Source organism: Streptomyces sp. 63XJN7_1_ISO-PGPR-S23-121, from assembly GCF_056173025.1.
Genome location: NZ_CM149653.1, coordinates 6,656,201 through 6,673,669, shown reverse-complemented (window position 1 = coordinate 6,673,669; position 17,469 = coordinate 6,656,201). Strand labels below are relative to the sequence as shown.

10 protein-coding genes are annotated in these 17,469 nt (G+C 76.6%); 1 reads left to right on the top strand and 9 read right to left on the bottom strand.

Translation table 11 applies throughout. From position 1 onward, the window contains the following. Positions 1-9: 9 nt before the first annotated feature. From AC0VYN_RS29845 to AC0VYN_RS29835, 3 genes are all read right to left on the bottom strand, one after another. Positions 10-2,736, bottom strand: coding sequence for an FtsX-like permease family protein (locus AC0VYN_RS29845; RefSeq protein WP_475533460.1), 2,727 nt, complete (start codon positions 2,734-2,736; stop codon positions 10-12). Between the two features lie 109 nt (positions 2,737-2,845). Then, positions 2,846-6,151 carry an FtsX-like permease family protein gene (locus AC0VYN_RS29840; RefSeq protein WP_475533459.1) on the bottom strand — a complete coding sequence of 1,102 codons (3,306 nt, stop codon included), beginning with the start codon at positions 6,149-6,151 and terminating at the stop codon, positions 2,846-2,848. 132 nt (positions 6,152-6,283) lie between these two features. Continuing rightward, positions 6,284-6,697, bottom strand: a complete 414-nt coding sequence (locus AC0VYN_RS29835; RefSeq protein ID WP_475533458.1) for a globin — start codon at positions 6,695-6,697, stop codon at positions 6,284-6,286. A 91-nt stretch (positions 6,698-6,788) separates the two neighbouring features. Between AC0VYN_RS29835 and AC0VYN_RS29830 the strand changes: the two genes are divergently transcribed. Further along, positions 6,789-7,763: a methyltransferase domain-containing protein gene (locus AC0VYN_RS29830; RefSeq protein ID WP_475533457.1), complete on the top strand. Its 975-nt coding sequence runs from the start codon at positions 6,789-6,791 to the stop codon at positions 7,761-7,763. A 15-nt stretch (positions 7,764-7,778) separates the two neighbouring features. Here AC0VYN_RS29830 and AC0VYN_RS29825 read toward each other — a convergent pair whose 3' ends face one another. From AC0VYN_RS29825 to AC0VYN_RS29800, 6 genes are all read right to left on the bottom strand, one after another. Then, a complete protein-coding gene (locus AC0VYN_RS29825) occupies positions 7,779-9,344 on the bottom strand; it encodes an FHA domain-containing protein (protein ID WP_475533456.1) in 1,566 nt (521 codons plus the stop codon). A gap of 55 nt (positions 9,345-9,399) precedes the next feature. Further along, positions 9,400-10,746 (bottom strand): vWA domain-containing protein, encoded by a 1,347-nt coding sequence (locus AC0VYN_RS29820; RefSeq protein WP_475533455.1) that lies wholly within the window; start codon positions 10,744-10,746, stop codon positions 9,400-9,402. Between the two features lie 132 nt (positions 10,747-10,878). Then, positions 10,879-12,291 carry a PP2C family protein-serine/threonine phosphatase gene (locus tag AC0VYN_RS29815; protein WP_475533454.1) on the bottom strand — a complete coding sequence of 471 codons (1,413 nt, stop codon included), beginning with the start codon at positions 12,289-12,291 and terminating at the stop codon, positions 10,879-10,881. Positions 12,292-12,294: 3 nt separating this feature from the next. Next, positions 12,295-14,973, bottom strand: coding sequence for a serine/threonine-protein kinase (locus AC0VYN_RS29810; protein WP_475533453.1), 2,679 nt, complete (start codon positions 14,971-14,973; stop codon positions 12,295-12,297). Positions 14,974-14,995: 22 nt separating this feature from the next. Further along, a complete protein-coding gene (locus AC0VYN_RS29805) occupies positions 14,996-16,327 on the bottom strand; it encodes a coiled-coil domain-containing protein (protein WP_475533452.1) in 1,332 nt (443 codons plus the stop codon). A gap of 55 nt (positions 16,328-16,382) precedes the next feature. Continuing rightward, on the bottom strand, positions 16,383-17,426 hold the full coding sequence (locus tag AC0VYN_RS29800) for a glutamate ABC transporter substrate-binding protein (RefSeq protein ID WP_475533451.1): 1,044 nt from the start codon (positions 17,424-17,426) through the stop codon (positions 16,383-16,385). Positions 17,427-17,469 lie beyond the last annotated feature (43 nt).

Genomic DNA, 17,469 nt, shown 5'->3' with positions numbered 1-17,469 from the left:
CGGGTCCGTTCATCCGGAGTCGCCCGCCCGCAGCTCCGTGACCGACCCCCGCCGGCCCGACCACCACGCCTGCACCGCCGCCGCCCCCACCGCGACCACCAGCACCGCGACCGTCGGCACCCCCAACGACCAGGGGTCCGTACGCAGTCCCGCCCGGCCGGCCGGGGACGACGCGGTCGCCAGCGCGATCGCCGTCACGTCGATGCCGGGGGAGAGCAGCCGGACGGCCGCCCAGCCGGTCAGCGCCCCGCCCGCCGCCGCCAGAACGGCCTGGGGCAGGGACTCCAGGACCAGCAGCCGCCGGCCCTGGGACCGGGTGAGGCCCATCGTGCGCAGACGGGCGAGCAGCGCGGCCCGTTCGGGCGCGGCACGCAGCAGGGACAGCAGCAGGGCGAGTACGGCGTAACCGGCGCCGGCCGCCACGGCCGCCGCGTAGAGGCGCTCGGCACCGGACTGCAGGGGGGAGTCGACGTACCGGGCCCGTTCCTGCGCGCGCAGGAGCACGGAGCCGGCGTCACCGGCCGCCCGGCGCAGCGCGGCCGCGTCCACGTGGTCCCCGGTCAGCAGCAGTACGTTCGGGCGCGCGACCTCGGCGGACAGACCGGCGCGGTCCACGACCACGAACTCGGCGCCGAACACGGCCGGGGTCAGGTCGCGCACGAGGGAGATCCGCAGGGTGACGGCGGTGCCGTCCTCCATGCGGGCCAGGAACGGCTCGTCGCCGAACCGCTCGGCGACCGCGGGCGAGGCCAGCGCGCGCAGCACCTCCTCGCCCCCCGGCTGCCTCAGGTCACCCGCGTCGAAGGCCCCCAGGTCCGTCCGCGCCGCCAGCTTCGCGTAGGCGGCCGGGTCCACGCCCGCCACAGGCAGCGTCTGACGGCCGTTGCTGGTCCTGGCCTCGTAGGTGATGCTCACCCCGGTCAGCCCGTCCACGCCCGGGGTGCGGCGGACCCGGTCGGCCAGGGCGGACGGCAGCGGTCCGGTGCCCTCCACGCGGGCGTCGGCGCCGGTGGTGAGCAGGGCCGCCCGGTCCCGGGTGTCCGTCACGCCGGTCAGGACCGCACCGCCGAAGGCCGCCGTGGTCAGCGCGGTCAGCAGCGCGAGGAGCGGCAGCACCGCCGAGACGGACGTACGGGCCGCGCGGGCCAGCGCCAGGTGCCCCACCACGCCGCGCAGCCGCCCCGCGGGACGGGCCAGCCGCCGCAGCGGCAGCGGATGGACGCGGACCAGGACCAGCGCGGCGATCACCCCGACCAGCACCGGCGCGAACGACACCAGGTCGTCCGCCTGGCCCGCCGCACCGCGCCGGCGCAGCGTCTCGACCGCGCCCACCGCCAGGACGACGGCGGTGAGTTCGGCGACCGTACGGCGCCGGGACGGGCGTACCGACGCCACGTCCCGCCGGCCGCCGTGGACGTGGACGGCGCGGTGGGCGACGGCGGCCCGCACGGGCAGCGCGACACAGGCGACGACGGTGACCGTGACGGCGGCCGCCACGGCCGGGACGAGCCGGGCGCCGGGCAGGGCGAGCAGCGCGGCGCCGAGACCGAGGGCGCCCGCGGGCACCGCCACCACCGCCGTCTCGGCCAGCAGCCGCCCCACCAGGCCCCGCAGGGACGCGCCCCGGGCGCGCAGCAGGGCGAGTTCCGGGCGGCGCCGGTCGGCGGCGAGGCCGGCCGCCATCAGCAGGACCACGCCGGCGACCGTGCCGGTGCCGGCCGCGGCGACCGTGACCAGCGGGCCGATGCCCGACCGCAGCCGGTCGAAGGCGGCGAACACCTCGTCCAGGTCGGTGCTCACGTCGGTGTCCGGGGCGACGGCCGACCGCACCTCGCGCAGCCCCGGCCCGGACTCCAGGGCGGCGACGGCCGAGTTGAGCCGGTCCAGGTCGTGGGCGCGCAGCGCGCCGGTGTCCGGCGCGAACTGCCAGTAGCGCACGGGGGAGCCGGTCGTGCCCAGCAGGGCGGGTCCCGCGTCGGGGGCGAGCAGCAGGGCACCGAGCCAGTACTTGTCGGTGTCCGCGCCGGGCGGCCCCGGCACCTTGACCAGTGACGGGGTGCGCAGCACGGGCTGGGTGGCCCAGTAGGCGCCGTCGGGGTCGCGCGGGGCGAGGATGCCGGTGACGTGCACGGCGAGCGGGGCGCTCGCCACGCGGGGCACGTGGACGACCGCGCCCACCCCGATGCGCATGGCCCGGGCGGTCTCGGTGGTGACAGCCGCCTCCACCCGGCCGGCGTTCACGTCGACCGGGGTGCCGGACGTGCGCGGCAGCCGGCCGGCGCTCAGCCGTGCGTGGTCGCCGAGACCCTCCTGGGCGGCGAGGTGGACCTGCGGGGACACCCCGCTGGGCCGGGGCAGCCAGGGCTCCGAGACCTCGATGCTCTCGGTGGTGCGCACCCCGTACGCCGACTGCGCCCGGTCGACGGGGAGCCGGCCGGCGACGATGCCGAGCGTGCTCTCGTAACGCTCGCGCAGCGGGCCGGGGCGCATGTCCTGCTGCCACTGCTCCACGTCGGAGCCGAGACCGGGCTGCGCGGAGGTCAGCAGCACGCCGGTCCGGTCGGGGCGGGCATGCCGGAGGTCGTGCTGGAGGCTCGCGTCCGCGTACCGGTCCAGTGCCCTCGGGAAGGCGGCGGCCAGACAGGCGGTCAGCGCCACGAGCAGCGCCAGTGCGCACGCGGCACCGGGGGCGGTGCGCAGCCGGGTCCGCACCCAGGGGGCGGCGACGCGGTTCACGTCCGTCCACCCCCTCGTCCCGCGACGGCCGGACCGGCCTGGGCACGACCCCGTGCGGAGAGCCGACGGGCCGGGGGGACCTCGGTCGCCCGCGTCATGGGGAACGTCGTCACCGGGTCCCGCCTCCCTGTTCCCTGAGGTCTCTGAGCGCAGACACCGGGTCCGCCCGGCGCAGGGCGAGGACCGCCGTGACCAGCAGGGGGGTGACCGCCACGGCGGCCAGCAGGACGGCGACGCGGCCCACGGGCAGCTCGACGAGCACGGCCGGCACCGGGTGGGCGGCCTCCGGGGTCAGCACGATCAGCGGAACCACCGCCCGGGCCAGCACGGCACCCAGCGCCGCGCCCACGAGCAGCGCCAGCGCCACCAGGACGCCCTGTTCGGCGGCGACCGCGCGGGCCAGCCGGCGACGCGGGGCGCCCAGGGCGCGCAGCACCGCGAACTCCGCGCCCCGCTCCCGCAGCGACCCCGTCGCGCTCACCGCGAACCCGAGGGCGGCCAGCGCCGCCGCCACCCCGGCCGCCGCGGTGAACGCCGCTCCGGGGCCCGCGCCGAACGGGTCGTCGCGCAACTGCCCGGCCAGTTCGTCCCGCACCACGACCTGCGCCGGGTCGACGTCCGGCAGGGCGCGCAGGGCCGCGGCCACGTCGGCCGCCTTGCCCGGCGCGGTCCGCAGCCACCACTCGGTGGGCGTCAGGCTCTCCCCGTAGCGGGCCTGGAGCACGCGGTTCACCGACCGCAGATCGACCAGCAGCGCCCCGCCGTCCCGCTCCCCGGCGTCCGTCGCCGTGGTGGTCGGCAGGGCGCGGACCGCGTGCACGATCCGCACGGTGACGGCCCGGCCGTCCAGCGTGATGTCCACCGGCTGTCCGGCGCGGGCGCCCGCGGAGTCGAGGAAGCGGTCGGTCGCCACGGCCGTGAGCTGCGGCGGGGCGGGCTGTTCGACGTCCAGCCGCACGGTCAGCGACGCCGGCACCCAGGGCGTGTCGGTCGAGACGAACCCGGTGCCGTACTCGATCGACGGCGGGCCGGACTCCCTCAGCCGGGGCCGGGTGGGGCTGGTGGGGGAGTCCGGGGGCGCGACCTGACCGATGACGCCGGCGGAGGCCGTCCACGAGCCGGGCAGTGCCAGCCGGCGTGCGGTGCCGTCGGCCGCCGTGGCGGTCAGCGCCTCCAGCGTGAAGCGGTGCCGCTCCGCGTGGCCGAGCGGCTGGGCCGTCACCAGCTCCAGGCCGGTCACGGTCAGCGGGCCGGGGGAGACGGCGAACTCCAGGGTGTGGGCGCGGCCGTCGGCGTCCAGCACGCCGGCCGGCAGCCGGTACGGCGTGCCGTCACGGTCCTGCACCGTGACCGTCACCTTCGCCGCCGCGGCCGTGCCCGCCTCAGCGCCCGACCTGCGCAGGGCCGCCGTCAGTCCCAGTCGTGCGGTGCCCTCCGGCACCCTCGCGCCCGGCGTCCCGCCCTCCGGTCCGAGGGGGGCCAGCAGCGACCGGGCCGGTTCGGGGGACAGGTCGGGACGCAGCAGCATCGTGTCCGCGGCGCCCGCCGTGTCCAGCGCCAGCACCGTCGCCGTCCGGTCGCCGGAGAGCTGCAGCGTCGTACGGACGGCGGGGGACGCCTCCCGGACGCCGGGGACGGCCGCGTACGTCTCCGTGCTGCCGAGGCCCGTCGTCCCGGCGGCGAGCATCCGCACCGGGGCACCGGCGCGGAAGTCCGCCTGGTCGTCCTGGGAACGGTCCCAGGAGGCGCCCTGGCCGATCGCCAGCATGCCCAGCGCCATGGCGAGGACCAGCAGCAGCACCGGGCCGGCCCCGCGCATCGGGCGGCGGCTGAGCTGCCAGCCCGCCAGCGCCGACGCCAGCCCGCGCCCGCCGGCCGCCCGGCGCTCGGCCAGCCGTGCCACCGGCGGCAGCAGCCGCAGCGTGAGCACGGTGCCGGCCAGCAGCGCCAGCGCGGGCGCCGCGACCAGCAACGGGTCGATGCCCAGGGTGCCGCCGCCGTCGCCGGTGACCGCGCCCGAGGTCTGCCGGGAGAGCTGCCAGTAGGCGACACCGGCCACCACCAGCAGGCCGACGTCCGCACCGGCCCGCAGCGGCGCGGGCAGCGGCCGGGCGCGGCCGCCAGCGGCCAGGGAGGCGGTCAGCGCGGGCAGCGTCACCGCCAGCGCACAGCCCAGGGCGGCCGCACCGGCGGCCAGCCACACCCCGCCCCCGCCGGCGGCCGGCACCTCCGGCCGCAGTCCGATCCGGGCCAGCGCGCCCTGCCCGGCCAGCAGCCGGGTCAGCGGACCGGCGAGCAGCGGCGCGCACACCGCCGCCGGGACGGCCAGCAGCAGCGCCTCCAGCGCGGCCAGCCACCCGATCCGGGCCCGGGAGGCGCCCCGCGCCCGCAGCAGCCGCAGCTCGCCCGCGCGTTCGGCGCTCAGCAGCCGGGCCACCAGCAGCAGCGCGCAGCCCGCGAGCAGGGCCAGCTGGAGCGCCACGACGAGCAGCGTGGAGCGGGCCACCAGCAGGGAGCGGTCGAGTCGGTCGAGTACCTCGGGCAGGGACGTGGACGCGGCCGTCGTCCCGCTGAGGACGGGCCGGCCGCGCAGCCACGCCATGCCGTCCCGGGCCGCCTCGCGCAGCGCGTCCGTCCGGTCCGCCGTCACCGTGGAGAAGTCCGCCGTCGCCAGCCACCCGGACGGCCCGGTGCTCACCCGGCCGCCGGTCAGCGCACCGGGAGCGGCGAGCAGCGGCCCGTACGTCGTGAAGCCGCCCTGCTTGACGCCGCGCCCGCCCAGGTCGTCCAGGTTCCAGTACGGGGACGCGGCCTCGGCCGGCCGGTACAGGCCGGTGACCTCGACGCGCACCGCCGGGCCGCCGAACCGGTCGGTGAGGGTGAGCCGGGTGCCGGTGCGGACGCCGAGGCGCTCGGCGGCGGCCGCCGGCAGCGCGGCCTCGGTCACCGGGCCGCCCTCCCGCGGCGCGCGCCCCTCGGTGATCCGCACCTGCGCCGGGTCGAGCGCCGCGAAGTACGTCAGGTCCGGGTTGCCGCCGGGCCGCGTGCCGTGCGGCCGCAGGGTGCCGGGCAGGGCGTACGGGCCCGAGCGCGTCAGCGTGCGGACGGTGACCGGCAGCCCGCCGAAGGTGTCCCGGGCGCCCTTGCGCACGGTGGCGTCGGCTTCCTCGCGCGCGTCCTCGGGCACGTCCGCCTTGACGATCAGCGCGGTGCCGTCGGCGTCGCGCGGGTCGCCGAGGGCGTGCCGCAGGGACGCGTCGCCGATCGCGCCCGAGTAGGCGGTGAGGCCGGCCAGCACCGCCGTGGTCAGCAGGACGGTGAGCAGCGCGGCGGCGAGCAGCAGGCGGTGCGCCCGCGCGCGCAGCAGCACGAAACCCGTCAGTCCCCCGCTCCCCGCCACCCGGCCCCCCGGCACCGTTGTCACCCTTGTCCGGTGATGCTGTCAGAGGGGACACGGCACGGGTAAGCGTTCAGGGGACGGACTTGACCGGATCGTGACCGGAATCCGGCGATGCGGGCCCGAAATCCGTTCGTCGGCTGCCCGGAGTCAGCCCTCGGTGTTCACCATCGAGGCCGCCGCGTACGTCAGGTACTTCCACAGCGTCCGTTCGTGCTCCTCGGACAGCCCCAGCTCGTCGACGGCCACCCGCATGTGCTTGAGCCAGGCGTCGTGCGCCGCGCGGTCCACGGCGAAGGGGGCGTGCCGCATCCGCAGGCGGGGATGGCCGCGCCGGTCGCTGTAGGTCGTCGGACCGCCCCAGTACTGCATCAGGAAGAGCGCGAAGCGCTCCTCCGCCGGGCCCAGGTCCTCCTCGGGGTACATCGCCCGCAGGACCGGATCCTGGGCGACCCCCTCGTAGAAACGGTGGACGAGCCGGCGGAAGGTCTCCTCCCCGCCGACCTGCTCGTAGAAGGTCTGCTCCTGAAGCGTGCCGCGCCGAATCTCATTCACGCCGTCCATGCTCTCAGACCCGGCGGCATAGGCCTCGAGACTTAGGACCACCCGAACGGACCAACGCGGCAGGCGACCGCCGGGCCCTACTGTGGAGGGCATGGGCGGGCACCAGAAGCTGGAGGTCCTCGCCGCCTCCGCACGGGCGGCGCTGGTGCGCGAGATCGGGCTGACCGGTGCCTGGGCGGCCGACCCGGCATGGCGGGAGCCGTTCGAGACGGTCCCGCGCCACCTCTTCGTGCCCTACTACTACGTCGGCGTCCGGGGCGGCTACGAGCGCCGGTGGGGCGAGCACCCCGACCCCGCGGTGCGCGAGCGCTGGCTGCGCGGCGCGTACGCCGACGTCCCGCTCGCCACCCGGATGCGCGACGGCGAGCTGCTCTCCTCCAGCAGCCAGCCGTCGCTGATGGCGATGATGCTGGTGGAGCTGCACGTGGCGGACGGCGACCGGGTCCTGGAGATCGGCGCCGGCACCGGTTACAACGCCGCCCTGCTCGCCCGCCGGCTCGGCGACGACGACCTGGTCACCACCGTCGACCTGGACCCGGAGATCACCGAGTCCGCCCGCCGGCACCTGGCCGCCGCCGGGTACCACCCGGCCGTCGTCACCGGTGACGGGACACGCGGGGTGCCCGAACGCGCCCCCTTCGACCGGATCATCGCCACCTGCGAGCTGCCGGCGATCCCCCGCGCCTGGCTCGTCCAGTGCCGGCCCGGCGGGCGGATCCTGGCGCCGCTCGCCACCGGCCTGGCCGCGCTCACGGTCCTCGACGCCGGGCACGCCGAGGGGCACTTCCTGCCCACGGCCGCCTACTTCGTGCCGCTGCGCGGTTCCGGGCGGCCCGAGCCGGGGCCGCCGGCCCTGGGCGGGGTGCCGCGCCGGGCCCGCGGCGACGACCTGTTCCGGTTCCTGCTGGCCCTGTCCCGGGGCAGCCTCGACCCGCAGGAGGCGTACGCGCTGTGGGAGCGCGAGGACGCCCCCGGGCGCGAGCGCTACGGCATCACCGTGCGCGGCGAGCGGGCCTGGGCCTGGCTGGACGACCCGGACGGCCCGTACGCCTGGCCCTTGACCTGACGGCCCACGCCCGCCTCAGCCCCGGCGGACCGTGATCGTCGTCCAGGCGCCGACGTGCACCCGGTCGCCGTCCTGGAGCGGTACCGGCACGAAGGGCTGGATCGGCTCCTCGCCGCCGTTGACCGTCGTGCCGTTCGTCGAGTTCTGGTCGACGACCGCCCAGCCGCCGTCCGGCTGCTGCACCAGCATGGCGTGCTGGTGCGAGACGCCCGGATCCTCCGGCGGCACCGCGAGGTCGATGTCCGGGGTGTCGCCGGTGGAGTGCCGGCGGCGGCCGATCGTGATCTGGTTGCCGGTGAGCGTGCGCTGCTGCTCGGGCGAGTACGCGGGCAGGTTCAGACCCGCGGCCTCGGGACCGGAGCGCTGCATCATCGCCATGAAGTAGTCGCGGTCCGGGCCGATGGTCGCCGTCCAGGTCGCCGGCTGCTGGGGCTGGGGCTGCTGCGGGAAACCGTGGCCGGGCGGGGCCTGGGTGGCGCCGGGCTGCGGGTAGCCGTAGCCGCCCTGCGGAGCCCCGCCGGGGCCTCCCGGGCCGCCGGGACCGGACGGCGGGGAGAGCACCCAGTCGTCGTCACCGCCGCCGAAGGACGGACCGCCGCCCTGCTGCGGCCGGCCGGTCTCCTGCGGGAAGCCGGGCGGGGCCGTCGGCGCGGACTGCTGGAACGCCTGCGGCGGGCCGCCGGGGCCACCGGGACCGCCGGGACGTCCGGGACCTCCCGGGCCGCCGGGCCCACCGGGGCCGGGCGGGGGCGGGACGGCCCCGGGCGGCGGCGGAACCGGACGCGACGGGTCGGCGCCGAAGTTGGGCTGTCCCGGCGGACCGGCAGGACCGCCCTGGCCACCGGGGCCCGGGAAGCCGGAAGGGCCGCCACCTTGGCCGCCGGGGCCGGGGAAGCCGGAGGGTCCGCCGCCCTGGCCGCCGGGGCCGGGGAAGCCGGAGGGTCCGCCGCCCTGGCCGCCGGGGCCCGGATAACCGGAGGGGCCGGTCGGGCCGCCGGGGCCGTGCGGGCCGGGACCGTTCGGTCCACCCGGACCGTGCGGGCCGGGGGCACCGGGACCGCCCTGGCCCTGGGGGCCGGGGGCACCGTGACCGCCCTGACCCTGCGGGCCGGGGGCACCGGGGCCGCCGGGGCGTGACGGGTCGCCGCCGAAGGGCGGGCCCGGCGGGATCGGCTCGGCCGGCCGGTTCATCTGGGACGGGCGGGAGCCCTGGTAGTCGTACGCGTCACCGCCGCCGTACGACGGTCCGCCCGGCGGCTGCGGGAACCGGGGCCCCGGGCCGGGCGCCGCCGGGCGTGGAGCCGCCGGGGTGTACGAGGTGGCGGTGTTGGTGAGGAAGTTCCACCGGCACTCCTCGCAGAACGGCGCCGCGCCCTCGCGGGGCGTGCGGCACTGCGGGCACAGCTGCGGTTCCCCGCCGGGAGCGCCGGGAGCGCCCGGGCCGCCGGGCTGCGGGAAGCCGTAGCCCCCGCCCGGAGGCGGTGGCGGCGGAGGGGGCGGCACGGCACCGGCCATGCGGTGACCGCAGACCTCGCACCAGTCGTCGGAACCCGACTGGTGTCCGTTCGGGCAGGTCGGCATGTCGGAGCTTCCCCCTCTTGCGGAGCTTGTCGCTGTGTTGTCCTGCGTTACTGCGTCACTTCTTCACGCGAACAGTCTTCGTCGACCGGGTCTCGAGAGTCATCTCGTCGGCCTCCTCGACCTTCGCTTTCAGTCGCACAGTACCTGCCGCCGCGTCGACAACGTCCACCACCTTCGCAAGCAGTTTCGCCGTATCCGCGTTTCCGGAGGCTCCGGCCAGCTGAACCGCGCGACCCAGTTTGGCCGTTGCTCCGTCGATGTCTCCCGCTTTGCGCAGATCGAGCCCCTGTTGGATGACCTGCGCCAGTTCGGCCTGCCCGGTGTAGTGGGCGACCTGGGGGTTGATCGACGTGGAAGCGGCCATGTCGTCCGTCCACACGGCGCGCACGAGACCCTGGGCGCCGAGGGTCTGGACGCTCCCGTCGGGCTCCGGGACGACCAGGGAGACCCGGGCGGCCAGCATCTCCCGGCCGATGTCCGCGGCCGGCACCTCGACGCAGACGTGGTAGTCGCGGGACTCGTCGCCCCAGGACCCGGTGGGGTAGTCCCCGGCGCGCGGCCCCGCCTCGGTGCGGCGGCCGGTCAGGTCCTCGACCGTGGGGGCGACCTGCTTGACGAACCGCACCGTGGTGCCGACCGGGGTCCACAGGCGCAGGGCGACGTCGGCGACCTCCTTGCCCATGGCCGTCTCCATCATCCGCGTGAAGTCGTCGGCGAGGCCCGCCGGGTCGGCGACGATGTCGGCGGTGCCGAGCAGGGCGGAGGCGATCCCTGTGACTTCTTTCACTTCCCAGTCGGTGCCCACGCCGCGGGCGTCACAGGTGAAGCGTCCGGCGCAGGCGTCGAGCGCCGCCTTCAGGTCCTGCGGCGACTCGTGCTCGTTGCGGCCGTCGGTGAGCAGGATGCCGTGCCGGATGGCGACGTCCGCGGTGGACAGCAGCCGGTCGGCCAGCCGCAGCCAGGTGCCGATGGCCGTGCCGCCGCCCGCGCTCAGCCGGCGCAGGGCCTGCTTGGCCTGCCCCCGGGTGGTGGCGTCGGCGACCGCGAGCCGGCCGTTGCCGGGGTAGACCTCCGTGGCCACGTGCGTGCCGCCGACCACCGTGAAGTGCACGCCGTCGCGCAGGGTGTCGATCGCGGCCGCCGTCGCGTCCCGGGCGTTGCGCATCTTGGTCGGCGGGTAGTCCATCGAGCCCGAGCAGTCGACCATCAGCGCCACGGCCGCGGACGGTCCCCGCCCCGGCGCGTAGAGATGGGGCGCCGCCACCGCGCTGCCGATCGTGCCGCCGCCGGTCGCGGTGACCGTGACGATGGCGTTGACCTCACGGCCGCCCTCGGGCAGGTACTCGTTCTGGTAGACGTCCACCGAGAACTGCGGCACGTTCGATTTCGAGAAATTGGCCATGCCGGATCGCATCCCCCTCTACGTCCCCACGGTGGTGGGGCGATGGCTGGTGACGCGGACCGCCCCCTGCGGTCCGCGAGGCCGCCCCGCCGCCCTGCCCGGCCGTGCGTGCGTGGCCCGGCCGCGACGGCCTCAGCCGGATCCTGCCCCCGCGGGAGGGGCGGGGAACGGCACGACGGCCACTGTTACGTTGTCGTGGCCCCCGCCGTCGAGGGCGTGGCCGACCAGGACCCGGGCGCTGTGCAGCGGGCGCGTGGCGGCGTCGAGGGGCACGGCACGGGCCATCTCCTCGGCCGACTCGGCGTAGTTCCACAGGCCGTCCGTGCAGACCACGACCACGCCGGGGCGGTCGGGCTTGAACGACGCGGTGTGCGGCTCCAGTTCGTAGGCGTCGGCGCCGAGCCAGCCGGTGATGGCGTGGGCGCGCTCGTCGGCGTACGCCTCGGCCTCGCTCATCAGGCCCGCGGCGACCATCTGCGCGGCCCACGAGTCGTCCTCGGTGAGCCGGGCCGGCGGGGTGCTGCGGTCCACCGGCACCCAGTAGACGCGGCTGTCGCCGACCCAGCCGACGACCAGCAGGCCCGAGGCGACGACCGCGCCGACCAGGGTGCAGGCCGGGGCGTTCTGGTGCGGGGCCTGCTCGCGGGCCGTGGCGGGCTCGTCGGCCAGCGCGTTGACGGCGTGCGAGGCGGCGACGATCGCGTCGTGCATGGCCTGCTGCGGGTGCGTGCCGCGCGGCAGGACCGTGAGCAGCGACTCGCCGGCCGCGCGGGACGCGGCGAGGGAGGCGTCGTCCGGGCGGGTCGCCGAGGAGACGCCGTCGCACACGATCGCCACGGTCGCGGACGTCCCGTCGGGCAGCGCGGTGTGGCCGACGCAGAAGGCGTCCTCGTTGCGGTGGTGGCGCAGCCCGCGGTCGCTGACGGCGGCGACGGGGCCCGCCTCCTGCTCCATGTGGTCGCGTTCACGGGGCTGGGCGTGGCCGCAGTTCTCGCAGTAGCCGTCGTCGTCGACGCGGCCCGCGCGGCAGGCCACGCACACCTTGCCGGCCTCGGCCGGTGCGGAGGGGGCCGGGACGGGGGCGGCCTGCGGGGACGGCGCCGGGGCGGGGGCCGACCGCGGGTCGGGTGCCTGCAACGGGTATTCGTCGGGCTCGCCCGGACGGTCGAACCGCACGCCGGACGCGGCCGGTTCGGGCCCGGCCGGCTCCGGCACTACGGGCGGCGCGGCCGGCGGCGCGGGCGGTGCCGGGGGCGACAGCGGGGAGCCGCCCGAGTCCGTGCCGGGCACGTCGGCCGGCGCGTGCGCGGGCACCGGCCGGCCGGAGCCGTCCGTCTCCCGGGCGGCGGGCCGGCCGACGCCGTCCGGCGGCGACGACGGGGCGGGCACCGTGCCGTTCGTGCCGACGGCCGGGCTGTCCTCGGGCCGCGCGGGCACGGCGGACAGGTCGTATCCGCACGCGCCGCAGAAGCGGTCGTCCGACTCGAGGGGCTCCTCGCAGCTCGGGCACTTCGGCACAGCGGCCTGCTGGGGCATCTGCGACATCAACTACACCCACGTCCGGGGGCGGTAACGATTGGCACGTTCCACCAGGTCGATCCTCTCCTCGCCGCCCCGCGCCAGCCGGGCCAGCATGCGGTACGAACGCTCCAGACCGAAACGCAGACCGCGTTCGTCCAGACCGCTGCCGAGCAGTGCCCGTCCCCCTGCGGCGGAGGGGACGGAACCCCGGCCCCCGGAGAGTACCCAGTCCAGGGCACAGCCGAGGACCTCGACCGACAACTGCTCGCGGCGCGCCGGGTCCAGACCGTACACGTCCAGCGCCTCCACCTGACGTGCGGCCGCGGACAGATCGTCCAGGAACGCCAGGTCGCCCGGGGCCGCCGTGCGCCGGCGCAGCCGGGCCCGGACGGCCGCCACGCGCGCGGCCGTGCAGTGGACGGAGGACTCCGGCACCGACTCCAGCGTCCGTACGGCACCGGAGCGGTCGCCGCCGGCCAACTGGACCCGGGCCAGGCCGAACGCGGCGCTCACATGGCTCGGGTCGGCCGACCACACCAGACGGTAGTACTCCGCGGCGTTGTCGAGCTGGCCCAGCACCTCCGCGCACAGGCCGAGCGCCAGCTTGGGCGCGATCTCGCCCGGGAAGGCGTCGTAGACCGCGTCGAAGGCGAGCGCGGCGCCCTCGTGGTCGCCGGTCACCAGCGAGGCCAGGCCCCGGTACCAGACCACCCGCCAGTCGTCGGGCCGTTCGCCCTCCAGGGCGTCCAGGGTCTCCAGCGCGCCGGGCGCGTCGCCCTGCTCCAGCCGGGCCCGTGTCTGCCGCAGCCGGGTCTCCGTCGACGGGGCGGGCGCGGCGGCCAGCGCGGTCAGCAGCTCACCCGGCGCGGACGCCATCAGGCCCGCCAGGAAACCGGCGTTGGGGTCCCCGGGGTCGACCCGGGGGACGGGCAGGGCGAGGGCGGCGGCGGGCGCGTCGACGGGCCGGACCAGTCCGGAGACGCTGGTCCCGAGGCTGCCGACCGCGCTCACCGCGCCCGGCAGCGCGGCGCTCGCGCCCGGTCCTGCGGGCAGGGTGGCCGCCACGCCCGTCCCGCCGTGGGCCGCGGCCGGGACCGTCCCGCCGGGCGCCCCGACGGCCGGGCCGGTACCGCCCGGCAGCGCGGACCCGGCGGCACCGGTCGGCGCCGCCGCGGGACCGTCCCCGCGTCTTCTCGTGCCGGTCGCCCGCGCCCCCAGCGGCGAAACCTCGCCGTCCAGCCGGGGGAACAGCTCGGTGTCGGTGACCCGCACCTCGGGCCCGAACAGCGTGGACAGCGCGGGCCGGGCGCGGCCCGTCTGCAGCGAGACCACCTCGCGCAGCACGCCGGTGAGCTGCTCCGCCATCTCCTGCGCGGAGGCGAACCGGCGGGCGGGGTCCGGATCGGTGGCGCGCACCAGCAGCCGGTAGAACGACTCGTACTGCCGGAACACCTCGATGGTGTCCGGGTCCGGCAGGGAGTCGGCGTAGACGGTGGTGTAGCCCTGGAAGTCGAACGTCAGCACGGCGAGGGTACGGCCGACGGTGAACAGGTCGGAGGCCACCGAGGGGCCGACGTCGGCGACCTCCGGCGCCTGGTAGCCCACCGTGCCGTAGATGGCCGACTCGTCGTCGTCCATGCGGCGCACCGCGCCCATGTCGATCAGCTTGAGCTGGTCCTCGGTCTGGATGGCGTTGTCGACCTTGAAGTCGCAGTACAGCAGGTTGCGGCCGTGCAGGTGGCCGAGCGCCTCCAGCGCCTCGATGCCGTACGCGCACGCCTGCTCCACCGGCAGCGGGTCGCGCCGGCCCTGCTCGGTGCGGCGGGCGTTGGCGATCTCCTTGAGGGACTTGCCGCCGACGTACTCCATGACGATGTAGCCGTCGAGGGAGCCGGTGCGCTGGTCGAGGTGTTCGACGAAGTTGTAGATCCGCACGATGTTGGCGTGCTCGATCTCGGCGAGGAAGCGCCGCTCGGAGATCGCCGCCGCCATCGCGTCCTGGTCGCCGGTGTCCAGCAGGCCCTTGAGGACCACCCAGCGGTCGGAGACCGCCCTGTCCACGGCGAGGTAGATCCAGCCGAGCCCGCCGTGCGCGAGGCAGCCCACCACCTCGTACTGGCCGTGCACGACGTCCCCGGACCTCAGCTTGGGAACGAACGAGTACGGGTGGCCGCACTTGGTGCAGAAGCCCTCCGTGCGGCCGGGCCGGTCCCCGCGGGCCCGGCCGACCGGCGCCCCGCAGTCCGAGCGCGAGCAGAACCGCTTGCGCTCGGGCACCTCGGCGTGGTCCAGGACCATCGCGCGCGGGTCGGGCCGCGGGATCGCCGGGACCTCGACCAGGCCGGCGCCGAGCCGGCCCCGCGCGGAGGAACCGGCGGGCGACCCCGAGCTGCGCACCGACACCGAGCGGCCCGTGGACCGGCCGGACACGGACCGCGAGAGCCGCCCCGACACCGAACGCCGGGACTTCGCCGACTGCGACGACGTACGCGCGCTGCGGCTGCCGGAGCGCGCGCTCCCGCTGCCCGCCGAGCCGCGTGAGCCCCGCCCGCCGCCGGTGACGCCGGTCGGCGTCGAGCCCACCATGCCGTTGGACGCGACGACCGGCGCGAGTCCGCAGGTGTCGCAGTACAGCTCGCCGCCGCCCATGTCCTCGTAGGACCCGCCGCAGCCGGGACGCTGACAGGTCCGCTGTTCCTGGCTCATGCCGTCGCCTCCCCGTTGTCGCTCATGCGCCGGGCCCCGTCCGGTCCACCGGCCCGCCCTGCCCGGGCACGCGCGGCACCGAGCGCAGCACTTCCGCCGCCGCGTGCTGGTAGCGCAGCACGGCCTGCTCGGCGACGCGCAGGTCGCAGGGCGCGCTCCACAGCATGCGGCGCGCCCTCTCGTACTTCTCGACCAGTTCCGGATCCTCCGCGAAGCCCAGCCGGGCGACCTTCGCCTTGTACGCGTCCAGCCGGCCGCGCAGTTCGGCGCGGACCGCGAGCGGCGCGGTGACCGCCGTCAACGACTCCCGGGCCCTCAGCAGTTCGTCCTCCGCCTTCTCCTCCAGGGACTCCAGGAGCGGGGACAGACGGTGCCACTGGGCGTGCCGCCGGTACTCGGCGGCCGTCGCCAGCTGCTCCTGGAGCACGGTCGGGGGGCCGCTGACCACCGGCACCTCCGTCGCGGCGATCTTCGCCAGCACCTCGCCGCGCGCCGTGCGGGCCTCGGCGAGGGTGCGGTCCGCGCGGGAGAGCACGTCCCGCAGCCGCACGATCCGCTGCTCGGCGTCCTGGCGGACGGCCAGCACCGCGTCGATCTCCCGGCGCACGTCCTCCAGGGCACGCGCCTCCCGGTCGTAGACCGTGGTGTCAGGACGGCCGCCGCCCGGCGCCGAACTGCCCTCGGTGGGCAGCCAGAACGCCAGCGGGTCGGACACCACCCGCTCGCGCAGCCGGGTCAGGGTGCGGGTGATCCGCTCCAGGTCGTCGCCGGCCGGGTGCTCGCCGGGCCGCACACCCACCGAGTGCGCGAGCCGGCGGGTGCGCTGGAGCTCGGCGGCGAGCAGGTCGATGCGTGCGGGCAGCGCCGACCACACCGCGTCGGCGGCGACCACCAGGTCGAGGGAGGACGCGTAGAGCTGGTTCATCCGCTCCACCAGCGCGACCAGCGAGTACCGCTCGCTGAGCCGGCCCGGACCGCCCTGGAGGGTGGGCGCGTTGGCGGTGGCGGCGCTGCCGGCCAGGGTGACCGCCTCGCCACGCAGCAGTTCCGTCAGCTCCGCCAGGTCCTCGCGGCTGGACCAGCGGCGCCGGGCACGGATCTCCCGGGCGGTGCGCAGCGCGCCCGCGTACGCGTCGAAACAGGTCCACAGCAGGGTGATCGACGCCTCCGCGGCGGCCCAGCGCTCCTGGGTCACGCCCGTGAGCGCGGCGCCCTCCAGGAGTCTGCGCCCCGCGTGGTCCTGGAGGGCGAGGAGCGAGGTCTCGATCGCCTCGTGCTCCGCGCCCAGCCGCGCCAGCGCACGGTCCACCTCGTCCCGGTCCATCACCGGCCCGGAGGGTCCCGTGTCGCCCATCGATCACCTTTCGCCGTTGCGGACTCGTGCGTACTCCTGCGCCGTGGCGGGCCGGTCAGTTACCGCCCCGGTACCGGGGCGCCGGCGGTTCCGACTTCCGTGAGTCGTCGCCCATGGTCTCCGACAGCCACACCTCGTAGGAGTGCTGCCAGCCCCGGGCCTTGTCCGCGCGCCACTCCACGAGGACCTGGTTGACCCGGCGTACCAGATCGTCGGCGTCCTTCTTCATCGCCACGCCGTAGTACTCGGTGGTGAAGGGGTCGCCCTTCAGTTCGACCGTGGGGTCCTGAGCGGCCTGGCTCGCGGCGAGCGCGCCGTCGGTGACCACCGCGTCGACCTCGCCGAGCTGGAGCCGCACCAGGCAGTCCAGCTGGTTGGGCACGGTGGTGGTCAGGTCGGCGCCGGCCGCCGGCCTGCCGTCGAGCCGGTCCTGCTTCAGCGTGCTCAGCGCCGTCGAACCCGCCGCCGTGCACAGCCTCTTGCCGGCGAGCGTGTCGTCGTACCCGGTGATGTCCGAGGACTTGGGGGCGAGCAGCTGCTGGCCGGTCCTGAAGTAGGGCGCGGAGAAGGCGACGTCGGCCAGGCGGTCGCAGTTGATGGTCATCGTGCGGACCACCATGTCGACCCGGCCGTCCTGGATCGCCGGGATCCGCTGGTCGGTGGGTATCGCCTTGAACTGCACCGCGTCCGGGTCGCCGAGGATGTCCTGGGCGATGCGGCGCACCAGGTCGATGTCGAAGCCCTCGAGCCGGGCGCCGCCGCCGCTGTTCGGGTCGCGGTAGCCCCAGCGGTAGCTGTTCTGGTCGACGCCGACGACCAGCTTGCGCTTCGCGCCCTCGCGGTTGCGGATCGCCTCGATGGTGGGGCCGTCCGCCCCGCCCGGGGACAGGGTCTGCTTCTCCGGGTCCGTGCACTCCTCGGCCGCGCGTGCCTGGCGGCCGAGGGCGGCGCCCCGGCCGCCGGTGTCCACGGCGCCCTCGCCGTGCGAGCGGACCACCGGCAGGAGCAGGGCGAAGAGCACCGCCAGGGCACAGGCGACCGCCATCGCAGCCACCCCGCCCCAGCCCTTCAGGCCGGTCCGCAGTCGTCGCGCGCGCATCCGCACGCCCCCTCTCACCGTCATCCCTTCCCGCCCGCCCGCC